Source organism: Streptomyces sp. TOM-9, assembly GCF_056858595.1.
Window position 1 is genome coordinate 5,473,113 of sequence record NZ_JBXEQB010000001.1, and the last position, 24,545, is coordinate 5,497,657.

22 protein-coding genes and 1 pseudogene are annotated in these 24,545 nt (G+C 72.5%); 14 read left to right on the forward strand and 9 right to left on the reverse strand.

Features of this window, described 5'->3' with window-relative positions; all coding sequences use genetic code 11:
• Positions 1–49: 49 nt before the first annotated feature.
• Together rarD and AC1VWI_RS25560 are read right to left on the reverse strand one after the other, a co-directional pair.
• Positions 50–994 (reverse strand): EamA family transporter RarD, encoded by a 945-nt coding sequence (gene rarD / locus AC1VWI_RS25555; RefSeq protein WP_499513351.1) that lies wholly within the window; start codon positions 992–994, stop codon positions 50–52.
• A gap of 147 nt (positions 995–1,141) precedes the next feature.
• A complete protein-coding gene (locus AC1VWI_RS25560) occupies positions 1,142–1,999 on the reverse strand; it encodes an SDR family oxidoreductase (protein ID WP_499513352.1) in 858 nt (285 codons plus the stop codon).
• 105 nt (positions 2,000–2,104) lie between these two features.
• Between AC1VWI_RS25560 and AC1VWI_RS25565 the strand changes: the two genes are divergently transcribed.
• A complete protein-coding gene (locus AC1VWI_RS25565) occupies positions 2,105–2,500 on the forward strand; it encodes a winged helix-turn-helix transcriptional regulator (RefSeq protein WP_499513353.1) in 396 nt (131 codons plus the stop codon).
• A gap of 73 nt (positions 2,501–2,573) precedes the next feature.
• Here AC1VWI_RS25565 and AC1VWI_RS25570 read toward each other — a convergent pair whose 3' ends face one another.
• The 5 genes from AC1VWI_RS25570 to AC1VWI_RS25590 all read right to left on the reverse strand — a co-directional run bounded on the left by AC1VWI_RS25570 (position 2,574) and on the right by AC1VWI_RS25590 (position 8,952).
• Positions 2,574–3,659 (reverse strand): 2-oxoacid:ferredoxin oxidoreductase subunit beta, encoded by a 1,086-nt coding sequence (locus tag AC1VWI_RS25570; RefSeq protein ID WP_499513354.1) that lies wholly within the window; start codon positions 3,657–3,659, stop codon positions 2,574–2,576.
• Positions 3,652–5,577 carry a 2-oxoacid:acceptor oxidoreductase subunit alpha gene (locus AC1VWI_RS25575; RefSeq protein WP_499513355.1) on the reverse strand — a complete coding sequence of 642 codons (1,926 nt, stop codon included), beginning with the start codon at positions 5,575–5,577 and terminating at the stop codon, positions 3,652–3,654. Before AC1VWI_RS25575 ends, AC1VWI_RS25570 begins: the two co-directional genes overlap by 8 nt.
• Positions 5,578–5,835: 258 nt before the next feature.
• Positions 5,836–6,495 (reverse strand): LuxR C-terminal-related transcriptional regulator, encoded by a 660-nt coding sequence (locus AC1VWI_RS25580; RefSeq protein WP_499516913.1) that lies wholly within the window; start codon positions 6,493–6,495, stop codon positions 5,836–5,838.
• 259 nt (positions 6,496–6,754) lie between these two features.
• Positions 6,755–8,068 carry a sensor histidine kinase gene (locus AC1VWI_RS25585; protein ID WP_499516914.1) on the reverse strand — a complete coding sequence of 438 codons (1,314 nt, stop codon included), beginning with the start codon at positions 8,066–8,068 and terminating at the stop codon, positions 6,755–6,757.
• Between the two features lie 152 nt (positions 8,069–8,220).
• Complete coding sequence (locus AC1VWI_RS25590) at positions 8,221–8,952, reverse strand: TetR/AcrR family transcriptional regulator (RefSeq protein ID WP_499513356.1); 732 nt, start codon at positions 8,950–8,952, stop codon at positions 8,221–8,223.
• A 157-nt stretch (positions 8,953–9,109) separates the two neighbouring features.
• Here AC1VWI_RS25590 and AC1VWI_RS25595 point away from each other — a divergent pair, with 157 nt between their 5' ends.
• Positions 9,110–10,609, forward strand: coding sequence for an MFS transporter (locus AC1VWI_RS25595; RefSeq protein WP_499513357.1), 1,500 nt, complete (start codon positions 9,110–9,112; stop codon positions 10,607–10,609).
• A gap of 57 nt (positions 10,610–10,666) precedes the next feature.
• Here the strand turns inward: AC1VWI_RS25595 and AC1VWI_RS25600 are convergent, their stop codons facing one another.
• Complete coding sequence (locus AC1VWI_RS25600) at positions 10,667–11,830, reverse strand: sensor histidine kinase (RefSeq protein ID WP_499513358.1); 1,164 nt, start codon at positions 11,828–11,830, stop codon at positions 10,667–10,669.
• A gap of 202 nt (positions 11,831–12,032) precedes the next feature.
• Between AC1VWI_RS25600 and AC1VWI_RS25605 the strand changes: the two genes are divergently transcribed.
• The 12 genes from AC1VWI_RS25605 (at position 12,033) to AC1VWI_RS25660 (ending at position 23,108) form a co-directional block, all read left to right on the forward strand.
• On the forward strand, positions 12,033–12,401 hold the full coding sequence (locus AC1VWI_RS25605) for an NADH-quinone oxidoreductase subunit A (protein WP_499513359.1): 369 nt from the start codon (positions 12,033–12,035) through the stop codon (positions 12,399–12,401).
• A complete protein-coding gene (locus AC1VWI_RS25610; RefSeq protein ID WP_499513360.1) occupies positions 12,392–13,009 on the forward strand; it encodes an NADH-quinone oxidoreductase subunit B in 618 nt (205 codons plus the stop codon). Before AC1VWI_RS25605 ends, AC1VWI_RS25610 begins: the two co-directional genes overlap by 10 nt.
• Entirely contained in the window at positions 13,006–14,064 is a 1,059-nt protein-coding gene (locus AC1VWI_RS25615) for an NADH-quinone oxidoreductase subunit C (RefSeq protein ID WP_499513361.1), read from the forward strand. The genes AC1VWI_RS25610 and AC1VWI_RS25615 overlap by 4 nt, the downstream gene beginning before the upstream one ends.
• The gene (gene nuoH / locus AC1VWI_RS25620) at positions 14,061–15,023 is read left to right on the forward strand and encodes an NADH-quinone oxidoreductase subunit NuoH (RefSeq protein ID WP_499513362.1); all 963 of its coding nucleotides are present in this window, start codon (positions 14,061–14,063) and stop codon (positions 15,021–15,023) included. Before AC1VWI_RS25615 ends, nuoH begins: the two co-directional genes overlap by 4 nt.
• Complete coding sequence (locus AC1VWI_RS25625; protein WP_499513363.1) at positions 15,023–15,595, forward strand: NuoI/complex I 23 kDa subunit family protein; 573 nt, start codon at positions 15,023–15,025, stop codon at positions 15,593–15,595. Before nuoH ends, AC1VWI_RS25625 begins: the two co-directional genes overlap by 1 nt.
• Complete coding sequence (locus AC1VWI_RS25630; protein ID WP_499513364.1) at positions 15,592–16,149, forward strand: NADH-quinone oxidoreductase subunit J family protein; 558 nt, start codon at positions 15,592–15,594, stop codon at positions 16,147–16,149. The genes AC1VWI_RS25625 and AC1VWI_RS25630 overlap by 4 nt, the downstream gene beginning before the upstream one ends.
• Positions 16,149–16,526: an NADH-quinone oxidoreductase subunit NuoK gene (gene nuoK, locus AC1VWI_RS25635; RefSeq protein ID WP_499513365.1), complete on the forward strand. Its 378-nt coding sequence runs from the start codon at positions 16,149–16,151 to the stop codon at positions 16,524–16,526. The genes AC1VWI_RS25630 and nuoK overlap by 1 nt, the downstream gene beginning before the upstream one ends.
• A complete protein-coding gene (locus tag AC1VWI_RS25640; protein ID WP_499513366.1) occupies positions 16,523–18,523 on the forward strand; it encodes an NADH-quinone oxidoreductase subunit 5 family protein in 2,001 nt (666 codons plus the stop codon). The genes nuoK and AC1VWI_RS25640 overlap by 4 nt, the downstream gene beginning before the upstream one ends.
• 3 nt (positions 18,524–18,526) lie before the next feature.
• Positions 18,527–20,098 carry a complex I subunit 4 family protein gene (locus AC1VWI_RS25645; RefSeq protein ID WP_499513367.1) on the forward strand — a complete coding sequence of 524 codons (1,572 nt, stop codon included), beginning with the start codon at positions 18,527–18,529 and terminating at the stop codon, positions 20,096–20,098.
• A complete protein-coding gene (locus AC1VWI_RS25650) occupies positions 20,098–21,606 on the forward strand; it encodes an NADH-quinone oxidoreductase subunit N (protein ID WP_499513368.1) in 1,509 nt (502 codons plus the stop codon). The genes AC1VWI_RS25645 and AC1VWI_RS25650 overlap by 1 nt, the downstream gene beginning before the upstream one ends.
• Positions 21,607–21,725: 119 nt before the next feature.
• The gene (htpX, locus tag AC1VWI_RS25655) at positions 21,726–22,586 is read left to right on the forward strand and encodes a zinc metalloprotease HtpX (protein ID WP_499513369.1); all 861 of its coding nucleotides are present in this window, start codon (positions 21,726–21,728) and stop codon (positions 22,584–22,586) included.
• 120 nt (positions 22,587–22,706) lie between these two features.
• Positions 22,707–23,108: a YccF domain-containing protein gene (locus AC1VWI_RS25660; RefSeq protein ID WP_499513370.1), complete on the forward strand. Its 402-nt coding sequence runs from the start codon at positions 22,707–22,709 to the stop codon at positions 23,106–23,108.
• A 52-nt stretch (positions 23,109–23,160) separates the two neighbouring features.
• Here the strand turns inward: AC1VWI_RS25660 and AC1VWI_RS25665 are convergent.
• Positions 23,161–24,545: pseudogene (locus tag AC1VWI_RS25665) on the reverse strand (FAD-binding oxidoreductase).

Sequence of the window (24,545 nt, forward strand, 5' to 3'; positions counted from 1 at the left end):
CGTGCGTACACCCGTGCACCCGTGCGCCCGTGCGTGTGGACGCCGCCGCTCAGCCGGTGACGGCCCCGCGCGGCGCCGCCTCGTCGGGCACCACCGCGGCGTCGCGCACCGCGATCCGGCCGCGCCGCGCGGCGCGCAGCGCGTCCCAGGTCAGCAGGGCCAGGGCGAGCCAGACGAGGGCGAAGCCGGCCCAGCGCTCGGCCGGCATCTCCTCGTGGAACCAGAGCAGTCCGAGCCCGAACTGGAAGACCGGCGCGAGGTACTGCAGCAGCCCCAGCATGCTCAGCGGGATGCGGATGGCCGCCGCGCCGAAGCAGATCAGCGGCACGGCGGTGACGACGCCGCACGCGGCGAGCAGGGCGGCGTGGCCGGCCCCGTGCGAGGCGAAGGTGGTGTCGCCGCGGCTGCCGAGGAAGGCCAGGTAGCCGAGCGCCGGCAGGAACTGGAGGGCCGTCTCGGCCGCCAGCGACTCCAGGCCGCCCATGCCGACCTTCTTCTTGATGAAGCCGTAGGTGGCGAAGGAGCAGGCCAGGGTCAGCGCGATCCACGGCAGCCGCCCGTAGCCCAGGGTCAGCACCAGGACGGCGGCGGCGCCGACGCCCACGGCGGCCCACTGCGCGGGGCGCAGCCGCTCGTGCAGGACGAGGACGCCGAGGCCGATGGTGACGAGCGGGTTGATGAAGTAGCCCAGCGAGGTCTCGACGACGTGGCCGCTGTTGACGCCCCAGATGTACAGGCCCCAGTTCACGGATATGACGGCCGCCGCCACGGCCAGCAGCGCCAGCCGCCGCGGCTGGCGCAGGAGTTCGGGGACCCACGCCCAGCGGCGCATCACCAGCAGCACGAGGGAGACGACGACCAGCGACCAGACCATGCGGTGGGCGAGGATCTCGCCCGCGCCGGACGGTTCGAGGAGCGGCCAGTAGAGGGGGAAGAGCCCCCAGAGCCCGTAGGCGGCGAATCCGTACAGCAGTCCGGCACGCTGCTCGTTCACTCGTTCCTCCCGGGGTGCTGGCCGACCGCTCGAAGGTAGCGCGCGGGGCGTTCTCCCGTCATCTGCGTATCGCATGACGGTCATGACACCCCCGCAGCGGGCCGGGAGCGCACCGGGACCGGGCGGAGGCGGGGCGGGCGGCCGGGGTCAGCCCTTGAGCGCCGCCGCGATCGTGTCCGCGAGCGGGGTGGTGGGACGTCCGATCAGCCGGGCGAGGTCGCCGCTGCCGCCCTGGAGGAGGCCGCGGGAGACGCCGGCGACGTCGACGTCGACGTAGATCCCGGCCACCGCCTCGGGCAGCCCGGCGCCGGTCAGGACCGCCAGGAAGGCGTCGGCGGGCAGGTCGGTGTAGGCGACCGGGCGGCCGGACTGCCGGGCCAGCTCGGCGGCGTACTCGGCCAGCGTCCAGGCTTCGTCCCCGCTGAGCTCGTACACCGCGTCCTCGTGCCCCTCGCCGGTCAGCACGGCGGCCGCGGCCGCCGCGTAGTCCTCGCGGGTGGCGGAGCCGATGCGGCCCTCGCCCGCGCTGCCCGCGACCCCGTGCTCCAGCTGGACGGCGATCTGCGCGGTGTAGTTCTCGGTGTACCAGCCGTTGCGCAGCAGCGTGTAGGTCAGCCCGGAGTCCAGCAGGGCCTGCTCGGTGGCCTGGTGCTCGGCGGCGAGCCGGAAGTCGGCGGCCGGCCCGCCGAGGACGCTGGTGTACGCGAGCCGGGCGACCCCCGCCTCCTTGGCGGCCTCGATCACGGCGGTGTGCTGCGCCACGCGCTGCCCGACCTCGCTGCCCGAGATCAGCAGCACCACGTCGCCCGCCCGGAAGGCGTCCTTGAGGGTCCCGGGCGCGTCGTAGTCGGCCACCCGGAGCTCCACGCCCCGGGCGGCGAGGTCCGCGGCCTTGTCCGCGTCCCGTACGACGGCCACGACCTGCCCGGCCGGGAGGTCGGCCAGCAGCCGCTCCACGACCAGCCGGCCCAGCTGTCCGGTGGCTCCGGTGACGACGATGCTCATGACGGGTTCACTCCAGTCCCTGGTGTCCTTGTGCGTGATGACGGGACTAACCCTAGGGCCGGTACTAACTTCCAGAAAGTACCCACTTCAAAGTAAGCTAGTGGTATGGACGTAAGGGAAGAGCTCACCGCCGTGCTGCAGGCGCCCCCGGACGTGAACGCGCGCAACTGCCCCTCGCGGGTGATCCTCGAACACGTCACCAGCCGCTGGGGCGTGCTGGTGCTCGCCGCACTGACCGACGGCACCCTGCGCTTCAGCGAGCTGCGCCGCACGGTCGGCGGGGTCAGCGAGAAGATGCTCGCCCAGACCCTGCAGACCCTGGAGCGCGACGGCTTCGTGCACCGCGAGGCGCACCCCGTCATCCCGCCGCGCGTGGAGTACTCCCTCACCCCGCTCGGCAAGGAGGCCGCGGACCAGGTCTGGGCCCTGGCCCGCTGGACCGAGGGCCGCACGGAGCAGGTGATGGCGGCCCGCCGGGCATACGACGAGGCCCGGACCTGATCGTCAGGCCCGGGCCCCGTACGGCCGCCGCGGCGGGTGCGGTCGGTGCGGTCGGTGTGAGGGACGCGGTGGGTCAGCCCACGACCGTCCACGTGTCGTTGCCGGCCAGCAGCGCGGCGATGTCGCCCTTGCCGTGCTGCTCGACGGCCTGCTCCAGCTGCTCGGACATCAGCACGTCGTAGACCGGCCGTTCGACGCTGCGGAACACGCCGATCGGCGTGTGGTGCAGCGTGTCGGGGTCGGCGAGTCTGGACAGGGCGAAGGCCGTCGTGGGCGACGCGGCGTGCGCGTCGTGCACCAGGACCTCGTCCTCGTTGGAGGCGTCGACCTCGACGACCTTCAGGTCGCCGGTGGCCCGGTCGCGTACGACCCCCTTGGTGTTGTCCGCGCCGAAGCGGATCTGCTCCCCGTGCTCCAGCCGGATCACCGCGTTCTCGGCGGAGGCCCGGTCCTTCAGCACCTCGAAGGCGTTGTCGTTGAAGATGTTGCAGTTCTGGTAGATCTCCACGAAGGCCGTGCCCGGGTGCGCGGCGGCCGCCCGGAGCACGCCCGTCAGGTGCTTGCGGTCGGAGTCGACGGTGCGCGCCACGAAGGAGGCCTCGGCGCCCAGCGCCAGCGAGACCGGGTTGAAGGGCGCGTCCAGCGAGCCCATCGGCGTCGACTTGGTGATCTTGCCGAGTTCGGAGGTCGGGCTGTACTGCCCCTTCGTCAGGCCGTAGATCCGGTTGTTGAAGAGCAGGATCTTGAGGTTCACGTTGCGCCGCAGCGCGTGGATCAGGTGGTTCCCGCCGATGGACAGCGCGTCGCCGTCACCTGTGACGACCCACACCGACAGGTCGCGCCGCGAGGCGGCGAGCCCGGTCGCGATGGCCGGGGCGCGGCCGTGGATGGAGTGCATCCCGTAGGTGTTCATGTAGTACGGGAAGCGGGAGGAGCAGCCGATCCCGGAGACGAAGACGATGTTCTCCCGGGCCAGACCCAGTTCGGGCATGAAGCCCTGCACCGCGGCGAGGATCGCGTAGTCACCGCAGCCGGGGCACCAGCGCACTTCCTGGTCCGACTTGAAGTCCTTCATGGACTGTTTGGCTTCGGCCTTGGGGACCAGGGACAGCGCCGGCAGCCCCGGCGTGCGGTGTTCGACGGCAGGCGCCTCAGACATCTGCGCTCTCCTCCTGGATGGCGGCAGCGAGTTGCTCGGCCTTGAAGGGCAGGCCGGTGACCTGGGTGTGCGAGCGGGCGTCGACCAGGTACTTCGCCCGCAGCAGATGGGCGAGCTGGCCGAGGTTCATCTCCGGGACCACTACCTTCTGGTAACGCCCGAGGACCTCCCCGAGATTCCTCGGGAAGGGGTTCAGATGGCGCAGATGGGCCTGCGCGACCGCGCCCCCTGCGCCCCTGATGCGCCGTACGGCCGCCGTGATCGGCCCGTACGTCGAGCCCCAGCCGATCACCAGCGTCCGAGCCTGGCCGTCCGGGTCGTCGACGACGACGTCGGGCACCTCGATGCCGTCGATCTTGGCCTGCCGGGTGCGCACCATCAGGTCGTGGTTGGCCGGGTCGTACGAGATGTGCCCCGTGCCGTCCTGCTTTTCGATGCCGCCGATCCGGTGCTCCAGACCGGGGGTGCCCGGCACCGCCCAGGGGCGCGCGAGGGTCTCGGGGTCGCGCAGGTACGGCCAGAACTCCTCGGTACCGTCCTCCGCCACGTGGTTGGGCGTCGTCGCGAACTGCACCCGCAAGTCGGGCAGCTCGTCCAGCTCGGGCACCCGCCACGGCTCGGAGCCGTTGGCCAGGTAGCCGTCGGAGAGCAGGAGGACCGGGGTGCGGTAGGTCAGCGCGATGCGGGCCGCCTCCAGCGCCGCGCCGAAGCAGTCGCCGGGGGTGCTCGGCGCCACGATCGGGACCGGCGCCTCGCCGTTGCGCCCGTACATCGCCTGCAGCAGGTCGGCCTGCTCGGTCTTGGTCGGCAGACCCGTCGAGGGCCCGCCGCGCTGGATGTCGACGACCAGCAGCGGCAGCTCGAGCGAGACCGCGAGGCCGATGGTCTCCGACTTCAGCGCGACACCCGGGCCGGAGGTGGTCGTGACGGCCAGCGAGCCGCCGAAGGCCGCGCCGAGAGCGGCGCCGATGCCGGCGATCTCGTCCTCGGCCTGGAAGGTGCGCACGCCGAAGTTCTTGTGCTTGCTCAGCTCGTGCAGGATGTCCGAGGCCGGGGTGATCGGGTACGAGCCCAGGAAGAGCGGCAGGTCCGCCTGCCGGCTCGCGGTGACCAGGCCGTACGACAGGGCCAGGTTCCCCGAGATGTTGCGGTAGGTGCCCGCGGGGAAGGCCGCCTCGGCCGGGGCCACCTCGTAGCTGACCGCGAAGTCCTCGGTCGTCTCGCCGAAGTTCCAGCCCGCGCGGAAGGCCGCGACGTTCGCCTCGGCCAGCTCGGGCTTCTTCGCGAACTTCTTGCGCAGGAAGTCCTCGGTGCCCTCGGTGGGCCGGTGGTACATCCACGACAGCAGCCCGAGCGCGAACATGTTCTTGCTGCGCTCGGCCTCCTTGCGGGTCAGCGGGAAGTCCTTGAGCGCCTCGACCGTCAGGGTGGTCAGCGGCACCGGGTGCACCGCGTAGGCCGACAGCGAGCCGTCCTCCAGCGGCGAGGCCGCGTAGCCGACCTTGGCCATCGCGCGGGTGGTGAACTCGTCCGTGTTGACGATGACCTCCGCGCCGCGCGGCAGGTCCCCGATGTTCGCCTTCAGTGCCGCCGGGTTCATCGCGACCAGGACGTTCGGGGCGTCACCCGGGGTGAGGATGTCGTGGTCGGCGAAGTGCAGCTGGAAGCTCGACACGCCCGGCAGGGTGCCTGCCGGAGCCCGGATCTCGGCCGGGAAGTTCGGCAGGGTGGACAGATCGTTGCCGAACGACGCCGTTTCCGAGGTGAACCGATCTCCCGTGAGCTGCATGCCGTCGCCGGAGTCCCCGGCGAAACGGATCACCACCCGATCGAGCTTCCTGGTCTCCTTGGCCGGTTTCCGCTGCTCTCCCAGAACGGGATGATCGGGGGTTGTCGGGCTGCTGACCTGGCTGGTCACTGAATCGGACCTCCTTCGAGGCGGCGGCTCACGACCGGGGCCGTGACCTTGTGTCCCACGCGCCATCGTACGTGGGTAAGGGTCGCCTTCCCGGGTCTTCCCGCATCGTGAACGCCGCGCTGGGCTCCCTTTGTGCCCTGATGGGTCACGGTCACCGCCCCCCGGAGCCCGTTCTGCCTGCTTCCTCCATATGGGACGCCTTCCGGCGCCGCTCCGGTTCTACGCCTCCGCGGGGTCCTCTGACGATACGTCAGGCGATCAGGAATTGAGGTACGTGAGCACGGCCAGGACACGCCGGTGGTCGCCCTCGCTGGGGGCCAGCCCCAGTTTGAGGAAGATGTTGCTGACGTGCTTCTCCACCGCCCCGTCGCTCACCACCAGCTGCTTGGCGATCGCGGAGTTCGTCCGTCCCTCCGCCATCAGTCCCAGCACCTCGCGCTCCCGCGGGGTGAGGCCGGCCAGCACGTCCTGCTTGCGGCTGCGTCCCAGCAGCTGCGCGACCACCTCCGGGTCCAGGGCGGTACCGCCGCCGGCCACCCGTACGACCGCGTCGACGAACTCCCGGACATCGGCTACCCGGTCCTTGAGCAGATACCCGACCCCGCGGGAACTGGCGGCCAGCAGCTCGGTGGCGTACCGCTCCTCCACATACTGCGACAGCACGAGCACGCCCAGCCGCGGGTGGTCGCGGCGCAGCCGCACCGCGGCGCGCACGCCCTCGTCGGTGTGGGTCGGCGGCATCCGCACGTCGGCCACGACCACGTCGGGCACCGCGCCCTCGGCGGCGAGCTCGCCGATCACCTTCAGCAGGGCCTCGGCGTCGCCGACCCCGGCGACGACCTCGTGCCCGCGGTCGGTCAGCAGGCGGGTCAGTCCCTCCCTCAGCAGCACCGAATCCTCGGCGATGACCACCCGCACCCTGTCCTCCACCGCTACCGGCTCCCCCGTGTCGACGTCGACGTGCTGTCCCTCCCCAGCATTCCAGCTTCCGGCGGCGGGCACACGGCCTTGCCGCCGGGGCGGAGTGCGGGGGAGGGACGCAGGGGGGCGCGGTCAGCGTCCTCTCGGTTCTTCCGGTCTTCCCGGTCCTACTGGTCCTTGCGGTTCTTCTGGTTCTTCCAGCGCTTCCAGCGCTTCCGGCTCCTGCGGCCGAGCTGCCGGGCGGTCCCCCGCGGGGTCAGGTCCGCCAAGGCAGCTCGGCCGCGACGGTGGTCGGGCCGCCGGCGGGGGAGTCCACCGCGAGGACGCCGTCCACCGCCCCCAGCCGCTCGGCGAGCCCGGCCAGGCCGGAGCCGCGCGCCGTGGAGGCGCCGCCGCGCCCGTTGTCGACGACGTGGATCATCAGCCGGTCCCCGGACCGCCACAGGTCGACCGTGGCGCGCGAGGCGCCGCTGTGCTTGCTGATGTTCTGCAGCAGCTCGGAGACGGTGAAGTACGCGATGCCCTCGATCGCCGGCACCGGCCGCCCCGGCAGGTCCACGCTCACCTGCACCGGCACGGTGCAGCGCGCCGCGAGGGAGGACAGGGCGGCGTCCAGGCCGCGGTCGGTGAGGACGGCGGGGTGGATGCCGCGGGCCAGGTCGCGCAGCTCCTGCAGCGCCAGCTTCACCTCGCCGTGCGCCTCCTCGACCATGGTGGCCGCCGCCTTCGGGTCCTCCTGCAGCTTCTCCTTGGCCAGGCCCAGGTCCATGGCGAGCGCGACGAGCCGGGCCTGGGCGCCGTCGTGCAGGTCGCGCTCGATGCGGCGCAGGTCGGCGGCGGCGGTGTCCACCACCGTGCCGCGGTCCGACTCCAGTTCCGTGACGCGGCTGGCCAGCCGCGAGGGTCCCAGCAGCCCGGCGACCAGGCCCCGGTCGACGTACGCCATGCCCCGGATCAGCCAGGGGGTGGCCAGGACCAGCAGCAGCCCCAGCACGGAGGTCATGGCCACCTCGAACGGCGAGTCCAGCCACCAGCCGTTGCCGTTGCCGTCCCCGTACAGCTGGAGCCCGGGCTGGTCGGTGTAGGCCGGGAACACCCACTGCCACAGCGGGTACGTGAGGAGCCCCCAGCCGTAGGTGAAGAAGGAGATGGCCACGGAGAAGGTGAACACGCCCCACGGGAAGTGCACGAAGAAGTACAGGATGTGCCGCCAGGAGGCGCCGCTGGTCAGCTGGCCGCCGAGCCACGACATGAAGCCCTGGCCCGGCCTCCGGCGCAGCGGTTCCGGCGCGGCCACGTCGATGCGCAGGCACTGGCGGGCCCGCTCGCGCTCCACGACGCCGAGCCCCCGGCACCCGGCCAGCATCACGGCGAGGACGGGCAGCCCGAGGAAGGTGACCAGCAGGCCCGCGCCCAGCGACAGCATCGTCACCGTGAAGACGAAGCCGATGATGCCCATCGGCAGGTTCAGCAGGAGATACAGGAACTCGCGCCAGGTGCGGGCCTCGATCGGCGCGCGCAGCGCCGCGGGCAGCCGGTGCTCGCGCGGCTCCGGGAAACCGTATGCCATGGTCACGTCCGTCCTCTTCGTCGTACCTCTGCGTCCGCTGGTGATGCCTCCAGCCTCGTCCTGCGGGGCCCTCGCGCCCATGGTGCGGATCGGCGTCTTGGACCTGGGGAAAACCCCACCCCCGCGGTGCGGCGGCCGGGACCGGGGCGGTGTCAGCGGGGGAGCCGCAGCGCCAGCCCGTCGAGGACGACGTCCAGGCCGTAGGCGAACTTGGCCTCGCGCAGCGCGGCCGGGTCCTCCAGGGCGGCCGTGGGGTCGGCGTAGGAGCCGGACAGGTGGTCGTGGGGGGCCGCGGCGGCCTGGGCGGCGGGCATGAGACGGGCGATGAAGCCGGCCTCGGTCTCGCCGGAGCGGGCGACCGTGGTGAGCCAGGCGGCCTCCGTGGTGCTCATGCCGATCACGTAGCTCAGGAGGGTGTCGATCGCCCGGCCCGGCTCGGGGAAGCCGGCGGCGGCGAACAGGGCGGCCAGCCGATCGGAGTACGACATGAGGTTGGGGCCGAGGTAGGCGAGGCCCGCCTGGCCCAGGACCGAGGACAGCCACGGGTGGCGCAGCGCCGTCGCGCGGAAGGACCCGGCGGCCTCGGTGACCGCGGCGCGCCAGTCCGCGCCACCGGCGGCGGGGACGGCGATCTCGGCGGCGACCTCGTCGACGGCCAGCTCCATCAGCTCGTCCTTGGTCGCGACGTGCCGGTAGAGGGAGGTCGCGCCGGCGTTCAGCCGGGCCCCCAGTTTGCGCATGCTGAGGGCCTCGACGCCCTCGGCGTCCAGCATGGCGATCGCCTCGCGGACGATCGCGCCGCGGCTGAGCGCGGGCTGGTCGGCCTCGCGCTGCTGCCGCGCCCACACGGACGGGATCGGGCTCGGCTTCGTCCTGGCGGCCATGGCGCTCCTTGGGGGACCGGTGGGCGGGCGGATTGCTGCGTACGGCGTTCGCAATCAGCGTACAGGAGCGGGTGTTGCGCACATCGTTCCGCCATGCGTACAGTGTTCGCATCAAAGGAACGGTGTACGCACGAGCCGATGCCCGAAAGGACGCCCCATGGAGACCCGCAACCCCCGCCGCTGGTGGATCCTGATCGTGCTGTGCCTCAGCTCGCTGGTCCTGGTGGTCGACAGCATGGCGCTGACCGTGGCGGTGCCCGCGATGACCGGGGACATCGGCGCGAGCGCCCAGGACACGCAGTGGATCCTCGACTCCTACATCCTGGTCTTCGCCGGTCTGCTGCTGACCTCGGGAAGCCTCGGGGACCGGTTCGGGCGCCGGAAGGTGATGCTCGTCGGGCTGCTGCTCTTCGGGGCGGCCTCCCTGGCGGCCACCTTCTGCACCAGCCCCGGTGAGGTCATCGCCGTACGGGTCGCGATGGGCGTCGGCGGCGCGCTGATCATGCCCTCGACGCTGTCGATCCTCATCACCGTCTTCGACGAGGAGGAGCGCGGCAGGGCCATGGCGGCGTGGAGCTCGGTGTCGATGCTCGGCCTGGTCGGCAGCCCGGTGCTCGGCGGCGTGCTGATCGACCACTTCTCCTGGCACGCGATCTTCCTGATCAACGTCCCGGTCGTCGCGCTCGCCGTCGCCGCCGGCCTCACCCTCATGCCGGAGTCCAAGGGCCCGTGGAGTAAGCCCGACCCGCTCGGCGCGGTGCTGTCGGCGGCCGGCATGACCGCCCTGGTCTGGTGGATCATCGAGCTCCCGCAGCATGGGGCCTTCGGCGGCCGCTCCGGGATCACCCTGACCGTCGCCGTCCTCGCCCTCGGCGCCTTCGTGGTCTGGGAGAACGTCACCTCGGCGCCGATGGTCCCGCTGGTCCTGTTCCGGCACCGCAACTTCAGCGGCGGCTCGCTCTCGCTGACCCTGGTCCAGATCGGCAACGGCGGCCTGCTGCTGGTGCTCACCCAGTACCTGCAGTTCGTGCTGGGCTATTCGCCGGTGAAGGCGGGTGTCGCCTTCGTGCCGCTGGCCGTCGCCGCGCTGGCCGGCAACGTCCTGGGCACCACGTTCGCCGCGCGGATCGGCAACCGCCTGCTGATCCTCGGCGGCATGCTCGTCATGGCCTCCTCCTTCGCGCTGCTGACCACCGTCTCGGCCGGTACGGGCTTCGCCGTCCCGGCGGCCGCCCTCGGCCTGCTCGGCCTCGGCGCGGGCCTGGCGATGCCGGCCGCCGTCGGCGCCCTCATGGCGACCATCCCCGCGGAGAAGGCGGGCGTCGGCTCCGCCCTGAACGACACCATCCAGCAGGCCGGTACCGCGCTCGGCATCGCGATCCTCGGCTCGCTGCTGGCGAGCGGCTTCGCCCGCGAGATGCCCGCCGGCACCCCCGAGGAGGCGAGGCACTCCATCGCCGGCGCGCTGGCCGTCGCCCAGGGCGACAGCGGGATGGTCCGCGCGGCCCGGGAGGCGTTCACCGCCTCGATGTCGGCCACCTTCACCATCAGCGCGATCGGCGTCCTCGCCGCCGCCCTGCTGGCCGCCCTGGTCATGCGCGACAGCAGGCCCGAGCCCTCCGCCACCCCGGCGCAGGAGGCGGAACTCGCCGCCTGACGCAAGCACGGCAGGCCGGTGCCCTCGCCTGAGGGCACCGGCCTTCCCACACGCGGCTCAGCCGCGGTCGCGCCAGGGCAGCTCGGCCGTCACCGTCGTCGGGCCGCCGGCCGGGGAGTCGATCACCAGCAGGCCGTCCACCGCGTCCAGCCGTTCGGCCAGCCCGCCCAGCCCGCCGCCGTCCGACGCGCTCGCCCCGCCCCGCCCGTCGTCGCGGACCTGGATCATCAGCCGGCCGTCCGAGCGCCACAGCTCGACGACGGCCCGGCGCGCCCCGCTGTGCTTGCTGATGTTCTGCAGCAGCTCGGAGACGGTGAAGTACGCGATGCCCTCGATCGCCGGCGCCGGCCGGCCCGCCAGGTCCACCTGGACCTGCACCGGCACCGTGCACCGGGCGGCCACCGAGGACAGGGCGGCGTCCAGGCCGCGGTCGGTGAGGACGGCGGGGTGGATGCCGCGGGCCAGGTCGCGCAGCTCCTGGAGGGCCAGCTTCACCTCGCCGTGGGCGTCGCCGACCATCCTCGCCGCCGCCTCCGGGTCCTCCTGCAGCTTCTCCTTGGCCAGGCCCAGGTCCATGGCGAGCGCCACGAGCCGGGCCTGGGCCCCGTCGTGCAGGTCGCGCTCGATGCGGCGCAGGTCTGCGGCGGCGGTGTCCACCACCGTGCCGCGGTCCGACTCCAGCTCGGCGATCCGCCGCTCCAGCTCGTCGGAGGGCGACAGCAGGCCGCGGACCATCGCGCGGTCCGCGTTGGCCAGCCCCCGGGCGATGAACGGCAGCACGGGCCACGCCACGAAGAGCGAGGTCAAGGCGACGGTGAAGGTCGCGATCCCCCATGGCAGCCGGATGAAGAAGTACAGCGCGTGCCGCCACCCCACCGGGTCCTTCAGCGAGGTCCACAGCCAGGGGAAGAACCCCATCCGCCCGGGACGCAGCGACCGGGGCTCGTCCACGGCCACCCCGAGCATGCCGCGCGCCCGTATCCGCTCCAGTCGCCCCAGCAACCGGCACCCCGCCAGCCCCAGCGCCAGCAGGGGCAGGCCGACCACGGTCACCGACAGCCCGATGCCGAGGTAGAGCACGACGGCGACGTAGACGAAGCCCACGAGGTCCACGGGCAGGTTCGCCAGGAGATACGCGATCTCCTTCCACGTCACGGCGTCGAAGGCGAAGCGCGCCGGCGGCAGCGGGGCGGCTTCCCCGCGCTGGGAGTTGATGGTCATGACGCCAAGCCTGCCGGGGACCGGGCGGCCACCGCCATGGGGTGCGCCTGCCAGGACAAGGTGGGGTTATCCGTACCACCGGTCAGGACGGGTGGTTCCGCTCCGGGAGGCAGGGCCTAGACTCCGTTCGTACAGATCGTCTAAAGATCCACCGGGATCGCTGGACAACGCGCTTACGACGAGAAACGAGGGGCGGACGGACGTGGACTACTTCCACGGCTACTCGGTCGTCGGGCTGGTCGCGCTGCTCGGGGTGCTCTTCGTGACCGTGGCCTTCGGGGCCGGTCGCCTGCTGCGGCCCGTCGTGCCGACGCAGGAGAAGATGCTCACGTACGAGTGCGGCGTCGACCCCGTCGGCGAGGGCTGGGCGCACACCCAGATCCGCTACTACGTCTACTCCTTCCTGTACGTCGTCTTCGCGGTCGACGCGATCTTCCTCTTCCCCTGGGCGACGGTGTTCGCCGCCGAGGGGTACGGCGGCACCACGCTGGTCGAGATGTTCGTCTTCCTCGGCTTCCTCGCCGTCGGTCTGCTCTACGCCTGGAAGAAGGGCGTCCTGGAATGGACGTGACCGATGTGACCGATGTGAGCACTCCCGAGTACCTGCCGGAGCCGCGCCGCCTCGGTACGCTCGCGCGGCTGGCACCCGAGCCGATGAAGGTGGTCCTGAACTGGGGCCGCCGCTACAGCCTGTGGGTCTTCAACTTCGGGCTCGCCTGCTGCGCCATCGAGTTCATCGCCGCCTCCATGGCCCGGCACGACTTCATCCGGCTCGGCGTGATCCCCTTCGCGCCCGGCCCGCGCCAGGCCGACCTCATGATCGTCTCGGGCACCGTCACCGACAAGATGGCCCCGGCCGTGAAGCGCCTGTACGAGCAGATGCCCGAGCCGAAGTACGTCATCTCCTTCGGCGCCTGCTCCAACTGCGGCGGCCCCTACTGGGACTCGTACTCGGTGACCAAGGGCGTCGACCAGATCATCCCCGTCGACGTCTACGTGCCCGGCTGCCCGCCGCGGCCCGAGGCGCTGCTGCAGGGCATCCTCAAGCTCCAGGAGAAGATCGCCCGCGAGTCGCTCGGCGAGCGCTACGGCGACGGGGGCACCCCGCCCGCGTCCACCGCCGCGCTGCGCAGCGGCCTGGTCCAGGCCCCGCCGCCGCCCGGGGAGGCCGCGAAGTGACCACGCCCTTCGACCGGCTCCCCGAGCCGGACGCCGTCGCCGAGGTCTTCGGCGCCGAGGCCACGGCGGAGGAGGCGTACGGCCTGCTGACCGTCGACGTCCCCGCCGCCTCCTGGACCGATGCCCTGCGGGCCGCCCGGGACACCCTCGGCTGCACCTTCTTCGACTGGCTCAGCGCCGTCGACGAAGGCGGCACCGGGTTCCGGGTCTGCGCCCACCTTGTGGCCCCCGCGGTCGGCTCCGTGCGGCGCCTGATGATCCGTACGACCGTCCCGCACGAGGCCCCGGCCCTGCCGACCGCCGTCGGCGTCTACGCGGGCGCCGCCTGGCACGAGCGCGAGACGCACGAGATGTTCGGCGTCGACTTCACCGGCCACCCGCACCTGGTGCCGCTGCTGCTGCCCGAGGGCTTCGAGGGGCATCCGCTGCGCAAGGACTTCGTGCTGGCGGCGCGCGTCGCCAAGGCGTGGCCGGGCGCGAAGGAGCCGGGCGAATCCGAGCACGGCGGCCCCAAGCGCCGCCAGATGCTGCCGCCGGGCGTGCCCGACCCCAACGAGTGGGGTCCGCTGAAGGGGCAGTTGCCGCCCGCCCCGGCGAGGCCCGCCCGTACCCCACGCGCGGCCGGTGCCGCCGGAGCCGCCGGTGCGGCGGGCGCCGCGGAGCGTCCCGCCCGGCGCACCCGCAGCGTCACCGAGGGTTCCGCGAGCCAGGCCCCTGCCGCGGCCCCCGCCGCCACCCCGCGCCGCACCCGCTCGGCGAGCGACGGCTCCGTCAGCCAGGCCGGCACCGCCGAGACCCCGGCGGCTGCGGTGGAGCCCGCGACGCCCCGCAAGCGCACCCCGGACGCCCCCTGGGACGTCCCCCGCGACCCCGAACCGGCCGCCGCCCCGGCAGCGGAAGCGCAGCCCGACGCGGCGAAACCCGCGGCCGCACCGGACGAGGTCCGGGACGGCGAACCCGCGCGGCCCACCGCGGACGGCGACACCCCCGGCACCACCCCGGACACCCCGGACACCCCGGGCAACGACGACGCAGAAGGAGGCAGCACACCGTGAGCGACGCCCTCGAAGTGATCCTCCGGCTGCTCGCCGTGCTCGTCGCCTTCCTCGTCCTGCCCCTCGTCGTCGGCCAGACCGAGCACAAGGTCATGGCCCACATGCAGGGCCGCCTCGGACCCATGTACGCCGGCGGCTTCCACGGCTGGGCCCAGCTCGTCGCCGACGGCGTGAAGTTCGCGCAGAAGGAGGACGTGGTCCCGGCCGACGCGGACCGGAAGATCTTCCAACTCGCGCCCGCCGTCGCGTTGCTGCCCTACCTCCTGGTCATCGTCGCGATCCCGGTCGGTCCCGACGGACTCGTCGGCCAGGACATCGACGCGGGCCTGTTCTTCGTGCTCGCCGTCATGGGCGTCGGCGTGCTCGGCTCCCTCATGGCCGGCTGGGCCTCCGCCAACAAGTTCTCCCTCCTGGGCGGTCTGCGCACCGCCGCGCAGCTGATGTCGTACGAGCTGCCGATGCTGCTCGCCGCCGCGTCCGTCGCCATGGCGGCCGGGACGCTCTCGCTGCCCGGCATCGTCGACGCGTACGCCTGGTGGTGGACGCCGTGGCAGCTGATCGGCGCCTTCGTGTTCTTCACCGCCGGCCTCGCCGAACTCCAGCGGCCGCCCTTCGACATGCCCGTCGCGGACTCCGAGATCATCTTCGGTGCCTACACCGAGTACACGGGCATGCGCTTCGCCCTGTTCCTGCTCGCCGAGTACGCCGGCATCGTCGTGCTGTGCGGCCTGACCACCGTCCTGTTCCTCGGCGGCTGGCACGGCCCCTGGTCCGGCAGCCTCGGCTGGCTGTGGACGCTGCTCAAGACCGCGGCCCTGGCCTTCGTCGTCATCTGGCTCCGGGTCACGTACCCGCGCCTGCGCGAGGACCAGCTGCAGAGGTTCGCCTGGACCGTCCTCATCCCGCTCGCCCTGGCCCAGATCGCGCTCACCGGCGTGGTGAAGGTGGTGATCTCCTGATGGGCATCCCCGGTTCCGGCCTGGCCAAGGGCCTCGCCGTCACCTTGCGCACGATGACCCGGCGCTCGCACACCGCGCAGTACCCCGAGGTGCAGCCCGAGCTGCCGCCCCGCAGCCGCGGCGTGATCGCGCTGTTCGAGGAGAACTGCACGGTCTGCATGCTGTGCGCCCGCGAGTGCCCCGACTGGTGCATCTACATCGACTCCCACAAGGAGACGGTGCCCGCCGTCACCCCCGGCGGCCGCGAGCGCAGCCGCAACGTGCTGGACCGCTTCGCCATCGACTTCTCGCTCTGCATGTACTGCGGCATCTGCATCGAGGTGTGCCCCTTCGACGCCCTGTTCTGGTCGCCGGAGTTCGAGTACGCCGAGACCGACATCCTCGACCTCACCCACGAGCGCGACAAGCTGCGCGAGTGGATGTGGACGGTGCCGGCCCCGCCGCCGCTCGACCCGGCCGCCGAGGAGCCCAAGGAGCTCGGTGCCGCCCGCAAGGCCGCGGAGAAGGCCGCCGCCGCGGTCGCCGCCGCCGAGGCCGGGCCCGAGACCGAGCAGCCGGGGGGAGACGCGTGAACCTCTCCGCAGCCCACCCCGGTTTCCTGTCCCCGACCGGGGTCGAGATCGTCTTCGTCCTCGTGGGCGTCGCGACCCTCGCCGCCGCCGTCGTCAGCGTCACCACCAAGCAGCTGGTGCACGCCGCGCTGTGGCTGGTCGTCGCACTCGGCGGCGTCGCCGTCGAATACCTCCTGCTCACCGCCGAGTTCATCGCCTGGGTGCAGGTGCTGATCTACGTCGGGTCGGTCGTGGTGCTCGTCCTGTTCGGGCTGATGCTCACCAAGGCGCCCATCGGCCGCTCCCCGGACGCCGATTCGGGCAACCGGATCGCGGCGCTGGCCGTGGCCGTCGCCGCCGCGGGCACGCTGGTGTGGGTCGTGGTGGACGCCTTCCGGGCCACCTGGATCGACGTGGACGGCGCCGCGCAGGGCTCCACCAAGGTCACCGGCCAGATCCTCTTCCGGCACTGGGTGCTGCCGTTCGAGGCGCTGTCCGTGCTCCTGCTCGCCGCGCTCGTCGGTGCGATCGTCCTGTCCCGCAAGCAGTCCCGTCAGCAGCCGGGGGAGCGCTGATGCATCTCGCCTATCCCGCCGTCCTCGCCGTCCTCCTGTTCTCCGTCGGCCTGTACGGCGTCCTCGCCCGGCGCAACGCGATCCTCGTCCTGATGTCGGTCGAGCTGATGCTGAACGCGGTCAACCTCAACCTGGTCGCCTTCGACGTCTGGCTCCGCGACACCCTCCACGCCGGGCAGGCGCTGACGCTGTTCGTCATCGTCATCGCCGCCGCCGAGATCGGCATCGGCCTCGCCATCGTCCTGCTGGTGTACCGCAACCGGGGCAGCTCGGACGTCGACCGCCTCACCGACCTCGCCGAGCACGACCCGCACGACCCGCAGGGCGAAGGGGACGGGCCCTCCGCACCCGAAGAGAAGGCCGAGGCCGCAGCGTGACCCTGACGACCCTCGCCGTCCTCGTCCCCCTCCTCCCCTTCCTCGGCGCCGTCGGCGGTCTGCTGCTGGGCCGCACCGCCCCCGGCTTCGTCCGGCCGCTGGCCGTGCTGCCCACCGCGACCGCCTTCGTGCTGGCGGTCGTCGTCGCCGTACGGCAGGGCAGCGGCCCGGCCACCGACGCCGCGACCCGGCTCACGCCGACCGGCTCGGTACCCGTCGACCTCGCCCTGCACCTCGACGGCTTCGCGGTCCTCATCGCCGTCCTCGTCGGCCTGGTCGCCACCTGCGTGCAGCTGTACTCCACGGCCTACCTGCGCCACGACCCGCGCTACGCCTCCTACTCCGCCCTGGTCTCCCTCTTCACCGCCGCCATGTTCCTGGTCGTCTACACCGGCGACCTGATGGTGCTGCTGGTCGGCTGGGAGGTCATGGGCATCTGCTCGTACTTCCTGGTCGGCCACTACTGGGAGACCGAGGTCGCCCGGGCCGCCTCGCTCAAGGCCTTCCTGGTCACCAAGCTCGGCGACGTCCCCTTCCTGATCGGCGTCTTCGCGCTCGCCGCCGACGCCGGGACGTTCCGGATCAACGGCATCCTCACGGCGGCCACCCACGGCGGGATCACGCACCCGACCGTCGTCGGCCTGCTGCTGCTCGCCGGCGTCGCAGGCAAGTCGGCGCAGTTCCCGCTGCACACCTGGCTGCCCGACGCGATGGCCGGCCCCACCCCGGTGTCCGCGCTGATCCACGCCGCCACGATGGTCGCGGCCGGCATCTACCTCGTCGCCCGGCTGCTGCCGGTCTTCGAGGCCTCCACCGTCACCCTCGCGGTGCTCGGCGTGCTGGCCGCCGTCACCATGATCGGCTCCGGTCTGGCCGCGCTCGCCCAGGACGACATCAAACGCGTGCTCGCCTACTCGACGATCGGCCAGCTCGGCTACATGGCCGCCGCCCTCGCCGTCGGCGACCGCAGCGCCGCCGTGTTCCACCTGGTCTCGCACGGTGCCTTCAAGGCCCTCCTCTTCCTCGCCGCCGGCGTCGTCATCCACGCCGCCGGCACCAACTCGCTGGCCGCGATGTCCCGCATGGGCGACCTCGGCAAGCGCGTCCCCGACGCCATGTGGACCATGGGCATCGCGCTGGCCGCCCTGGCCGCGATCCCGCCCTTCTCCGGCTTCTTCTCCAAGGAGTCGGTGCTGCGGGCGGCCGAGCACGCCGCCTCCGGCCACGCCGAGGGCGTCCCGTCGGCAATCGGCTGGCTCGTCCTGGTCGCCGGGCTGGTCACCGCCGTGCTCACCGCGGGCTACGCCACGCGCCTGTTCCTCCTCGCCTTCCGCGGCCAGGGCGCCGCGGCCCCCCAGGCCCACGGCAAGGAACCGGCCGTCATGACCGCCGTGCTGTGGGTGCTGGCGATTCCCACCCTCGCCTTCGGTGCCGTCTCCCTCGTGCCGACGTTCTTCGACCTCCCCGCCTGGCTCGACGGCAACGAGCTCGCCCCGACCCTGGTCACCTCGATCCTCGGCGTCGGCCTCGCCGTCGTCGGCATCCTGGCGACCTACGGCGCCTGGCAGGCCACCGCGACCCGCCGCGGCGCGCCCATGGGGGCCCTGGTCCCCGCGGCGGCCGACGAGGAGCCGGCGCTCACCGAGGCCGCCGCCTCGCAGACCCACGAACAGGTCTACGGCGACGTCGCCGCCGCCCGGGACCCCGGCGACCCCGGACGCCTGCTGCTCGGCCCGCTCTTCGAGCCCGCCTCGCACGGCTTCCGCCTCGACGCCCTGTACGCGGCGCTCTTCGTCCGCCCCGTGCTCGCCGCCTCCGGCCTCGTCCGCTTCCTCGACCGCGAGGTCGTCGAGACGTACGTCCGCGGCGCGGGCGGACTGCCCCGGCTGCTCGGCGCGCTCGTGCGCCGCACCCAGACGGGCAACGTGCAGACCTATATCAGCGTGCTGCTGGCCGGCTCCGTGATCCTCGCCGTCCTCGTCGCCGTCGGAGCGTGAGCCGTGAACGACACCGTCCTCCAGTACGTCCTCGCGGCCGCCGTCGTCCTGCCGCTGCTCGGTGCCGCGGCGGCCCTGCTGCCGCCCCCGCCCGGTCTGCGGGGGAAGGACCCCGACCAGGCCGTGCTGCGCCACGGCGTCACCGTCACCGGTCTCGTCCTCGCCCTGAGCATCGTCCTCGTCGTGGGCTTCGACCACGACCACCCCGCGACGATGCAGGCGAGCACCGACATCAGCTGGATCCCGGCCCTCGGCATCCGCATCCACCTCGGCATCGACGGCATCAGCCTCCCCCTCTTCGTCCTGAGCGCGCTGCTGACCTTCCTCTGCGCGCTCTACAGCTACTTCAAGATGCCCGCGGGCCCTTCCCCGAAGGCCTTCGTGGCGCTCCTGCTCCTCCTGGAGACGGGCACGCTCGCCACCTTCGCCGTGCTCGACCTGCTGCTCTTCTTCCTCGCCTTCGAGACGGTCCTCATCCCGATGTACTTCCTCATCGCCCGCTGGGGCGGCGAGAACCGGGAGAAGTCCGCCCTGCGCTTCATCCTCTACACACTGCTCGGCTCCGTGATCATGCTGCTCGGCCTGCTCCTCATCGGGCTGAAGGCGGGCACATTCGACATGGTGGCACTCGCCACCGACAGTGGCCCCGGAGCGGCTCTCAGTCACTCCACGCAACTGGTCGCCGTCCTCGCCATCGGACTCGGCCTCGCCGTCAAGACCCCGATGTGGCCGCTGCACAGCTGGCTCCCCGACGCCCACACCGCCGCCCCCACGGTCGGCTCGGTGCTCCTGGCCGGCGTCCTGCTCAAGATGGGCACGTACGGCTTCGTGCGGATCCTGCTGCCCATCGCCCCCGAGGGCATGCAGACCTTCGCGCCCTACCTGGCCGCCTTCGGGGTCGTCGGCATCGTCTACGGGTCGCTGGCCTGCCTGGCCCTGGCCCGCCGCGGCGCCGGCGGCGACCTCAAGCGCCTCATCGCGTACAGCTCCGTCGGCCACATGGGCTTCGTGCTGCTCGGCATCGCCAGCCTGACCACCACCGGCGTCAACGGCGCGCTCTTCGCCAACATCGCGCACGGACTCATCACCGGCCTGCTCTTCTTCCTGGTCGGCGCCCTCAAGGACCGCTACGGCACCACCGACCTCGACGGCCTCGCCGGGCAGACCGGCGCCGCGCTGTACGGCAAGGCCCCCCGCATGGGCGGCCTGCTGGCCTTCGCCGCCGTCGCCTCCCTCGGCCTGCCGGGCCTGGCCGGCTTCTGGGGCGAGATGCTCGCGATGTTCGGCTCCTTCAAGCCCGCCCCGGGCCTGGACCGCGGCGCCTACCTCGTCTTCACCGCGGTCGCGGCCTTCGGCACCCTGCTCACCGCCGCGTACCTCCTCCTCGTCGTGCGCCGCGTCTGCATGGGCGAACGCGACACCGTCCACGCCGCGCCGGCCCTCGCCGACGTCCGGGGCTACGAGTTCGCGGCCTGGACCCCGCTGGTCGTCCTGACCGTCCTCGCGGGCCTCTGGCCCGCCGCCCTGCTCGGCCTCACCGACCCGGCCGTGCGCACCCTGCTCGGAGGCAGCTGATGAGCACCCTCGCCACCTCCGTCGTCCAGTCGGTCGACTGGGCCGCGATCGCCCCGCCCGCCATCGTGGCGGCGGCCGCGCTCATCGTGCTGGTCGCCGACCTCTTCCTGCCCGACGGCCGCAAGCAGCCGCTGGTGGGGATCACCCTCGCCGGCCTCGTGCTGGCCGGACTGAGCCTCCTGCCGCTGCTCGACGGCGACCGCACCACCTTCTGCCTCGTCGGCAGCCCGGCCGACTGCTCCTACGTCGCCGACCACTTCACCCTCGTGGTGCAGTTGCTGGTCCTGGCGGGAGCGCTCGTCGCGGCCCTCCTGTCGGTGCACACCCTCGACGAGCTGCCGGCCGGCGAGTTCTGGTTCCTGCTGCTCTCCTCGGCCTCCGGGGCCGCGCTGCTGCCCGCCTCCCGCGACCTGGCGACCCTCGTGATCGCCCTGGAGGTCACCACCCTCCCGTCGTTCGCCCTGGTCGGACTGCGCCGCGGCGACCGGCTCTCGAGCGAGGCGGCCCTGAAGTTCTTCCTGTCCTCGGTCGCCGCGACCGCCGTCACCCTGCTGGGCGTCAGCTTCGTCTACGCCGCCACCGGCACCCTCCACCTGGAGGCCATGGCCAAGGGACTGCAGGGCGTCGACCCCCGCCTGGACACCCTCGCCGCCGCCGGCGCCGCCCTCACCGTCGTCGGCTTCGCCTTCAAGCTCGCCGTCGCGCCCTTCCACTTCTGGGTGCCCGACACCTACACCGGCGCCCCGCTCCCGGTCGCCGGCTACCTGTCGGTCGTCGGCAAGGCCGCCGGGTTCGCCGGCCTCATCCTCGTCACCGTCGTCGCCTTCCGGCCGTACGCGCACGTCTGGGGCCCCGCCGTCGCCGTCCTGGCCGCCCTCACCATGACCGTCGGCAACGTCGCCGCCCTGGTGCAGCGCCCCGACCGCCCGCGCAGCGCGGTCCGCCTGCTGGCCTGGTCGTCGATCGGCCAGGCGGGCTACCTGCTGGTCCCGATCGCCGCCGCGGCGTACACCGACCCCGACCGCCAGGTCGGCACCACCCTCGCGTACGCGCTGATGTACGGCGCGGTGAACCTCGGCGCCTTCGGCGTGGCCGCGCTCGTCGCCCGCACCGCGCCGCGCAACCGCCTCACCGACTACCGCGGCCTCCACGGCAGCCACCCGCTCGCCGCACTGGCCATGGCCTTCTTCCTGCTCTGCCTGGCCGGCCTGCCGCCCGGTGTCATCGGCCTGTTCGCCAAGGTCGCCGTCTTCTCCTCGGCCGTCGACGCGGACCTCGGCTGGCTGGCCGCCGTCATGGCCGTCAACGTCGTCATCGCACTCGTCTACTACCTTCGGTGGACGGTGCTGCTCTTCGCGAAGCCCGGGACGGAACCGGCCGTCACCGCCCGCCCGGCCGGCACGCCGCGCCCGCTCGGCGCCGCCATCGCGCTCACCGCCGTCGTAGGGATCGTGCTGTCCGGCGCTCCCCAGCTCATCCTCCGCTTCGCCTCCGACACCCTGCTCTGAGCACCCGGAAGAAGGTGCACAAGGGAACTAACGCCCCTCCGGTGGCGTTGGCCCCTACGGGAGGTTCTCCTTGGACGAGGAGAGAAGGTCCTCCCGATGCACACCTTGGAGGGTGTACCGTGCACCGCCGGCACAACGGCCTGAAGACCGCCGCGCTCCTGGGCGGAATGTCGGCTCTCATCCTGGTCATCGGCAGCTTCTTCGGCCGTACGGGACTGATCGTCGCACTCGTCGTAGCCCTCGGGACCAACGCCTACGCCTACTGGAACAGCGACAAGATCGCCTTGCGCTCCATGCGCGCCCGCCCGGTCAGCGAGTTCGAGGCACCGGCGCTGTACCGCATGGTGCGTGAACTCTCCACCTCCGCCCGGCAGCCCATGCCGCGGCTCTACATCTCCCCGACCGAGGCCCCCAACGCCTTCGCCACCGGCCGCAACCCGCGCAACGCCGCCGTGTGCTGCACCGAGGGCATCCTGCGCCTCCTCGACGAGCGCGAGCTGCGCGGCGTCATCGGCCACGAGCTGAGCCACGTGTACAACCGCGACATCCTCATCTCGTCCGTCGCCGGTGCCCTGGCCTCGGTGGTGATGTTCCTCGTCAACTTCGCCTGGCTGATCCCCATCGGCCGCTCCGACGACGACGAGGGCCCGGGCCTGCTCGGCCTGCTCCTGATGATGATCCTCGGGCCGGTCGCCGCCTCCCTCATCCAGCTCGCCGTCAGCCGCTCCCGCGAGTACGAGGCCGACGCCTCCGGCGCCCGCCTCACCGGCGACCCGCTCGCCCTCGCCTCGGCGTTGCGCAAGCTGGAGACGGGCACCAAGCGCGCCCCGCTGCCGCCCGAACCCCGGCTGGAGACCACCAGCCACCTCATGATCGCCAACCCGTTCCGCCCCGGCGACGTGTCCAAGCTCTTCTCGACCCACCCCCCGATGGGCGAGCGCATCGCCCGCCTCGAGGAGATGGCCGGCCACCGCCGCTGACGCCCACGTGCGGTCCGGCCCGCCCGCGGGTACGGGCCCTGTGGGGGAGGACGGCTGACGGAGCGGCGGCTCCCGTCCTCCTGACGGGCGGGGCCCCCGGACGCATGGGAGGCTTGGGCAATGAAGGCGGTCAACATCGTCCTGAACGTCGTGTGGCTGATCATCTGGGGCCTGTGGATGGCCATCGGCTACGCCCTGCTGGGCCTGCTGATGTTCATCTTCATCATCACCATCCCCTGGGGGATCGCGTCCCTGAGGATCGCCAACTACGTGCTGTGGCCCTTCGGCCGCACCACGGTGGAACGCCGCGACGCGGGCGTCGGGTCACTGCTCGGGAACATCATCTGGCTGATCTTCGCGGGGATCTGGCTCGCCATCGGCCACGTGCTCGCGGGCATCGGCTTCTGCCTGACGATCATCGGCATCCCGTTCGGCATCGCGAACTTCAAGATGGTGCCGATCTCCCTGCTGCCGCTCGGCCGCGAGATCGTCCCCGTCGACGCCCCGTACGCCACACGCTGAGCCGCCGCCCCCCGCCCCCCCCCCCCCCCCCCCCCCCCCCCCGCCGCCGGGGTCAGTCCGGCTCGATGTTGTGGTTGAGCCGGAAGACGTTCTGCGGGTCGTACTCCCTCTTCACCCGGGCCAGCCGCCCCAGGTTGTGTGCGCCGAACCCGGCGATCACGCGGCCCTCGCCCTCGTCGCCGATGAAGTTGAGGTAGACCGCCCCGCAGGACCACTGCCGCACGTCGGCGCGGATGCCGTGCGCCCACCGCCGGGCCCGCTCGTCGTCCGCCGGGTCCGCCCACAGGCCGAACGGGTGCACGACCCACGGCGCCCGGCGCCAGGGCAGCGGGTAGTCGGCCGGAGGACGCGCCACGGCGCCGCCCACGGGGAACAGCACGTGCTGGGGGAGGGGGAGGGGACCACCATGTCCCGGGCCCGGGCGCAGAAGCGGTCCACGGCCTCGTCGGGGAAGTCGTCCAGGTACTCCGCCGACCAGTAGTTCCGGTAGCCCGGCGGGTCGTCGAACATGGACTGCAGGTCCGCGTACGGCAGCTCCCTCACCAGCCGGCCCTGCGGGCCGAGCGCGAGCAGCGGCTCCAGCACCTCGCGCGCCGCGTCCCCGGTGCCCGCGTACGTCACCAGGACGGCGCAGGTGAGCGCGCCCACCAGGTGCTCCGGCACGAACTCCTCCGCAGGCCCGGTCAGGAAGAGCAGGCCCCCGCCCATCTCGTCCGGTGCCGACGCCAGCAGGGTGCGGTAGGCGCGCAGCACCTCGGGGCCGGCGTCCGGCGGCCACAGCAACAGGGCCATGGTGACCGCGGGCAGCGGGTGCAGCCGCAGCGTGAGCGAGGTGGCGACGCCGAAGTTGCCGCCGCCCCCGTGCAGCGCCCAGAACAACTCCGGGTTCTCGTCCTCGGCGGCCCGCACCATGGTGCCGTCCGCCGTCATCAGCTCGACTTCCACCAGGTTGTCGCAGGCCAGCCCGAACGCGCGCTCCAGCCACCCCGATCCGCCCCCGAGGGTGAAGCCGCCCACGCCCGTGGTGGACACCCGGCCCCCGGTGGTGACCAGGTCGTACGGCTGCGTCGCCCGGTCCAGGTGGCTCATCGTGGCGCCCCCGCCGACCCGCGCCGTGCGCGCCCCCGGATCGACCACGACCGCGTGCATGCGCCGCAGGTCGACGACGATGCCACCGTCCGTCAGGGCGTTCCCGGCGACACTGTGCCCGCCGCCGCGGACGGCGACCTCCAGCCCGCGCTCCCGTCCGAAGCGGATCGCCGCGGCGACGTCCTCCACCGTCTCGCACAGGGCGATCACGGACGGCCTGCGGTCGATCATCGCGTTGAAGAGCGTGCGGCTCTCGTCGTACGACGGGTCGCCCGGTGCGACGACCTCGCCCGCGAAGCCGGAGCGCAGGGCGGTCAGGGTCGCGTCGTCCGGGACCCGGGGTGCCAT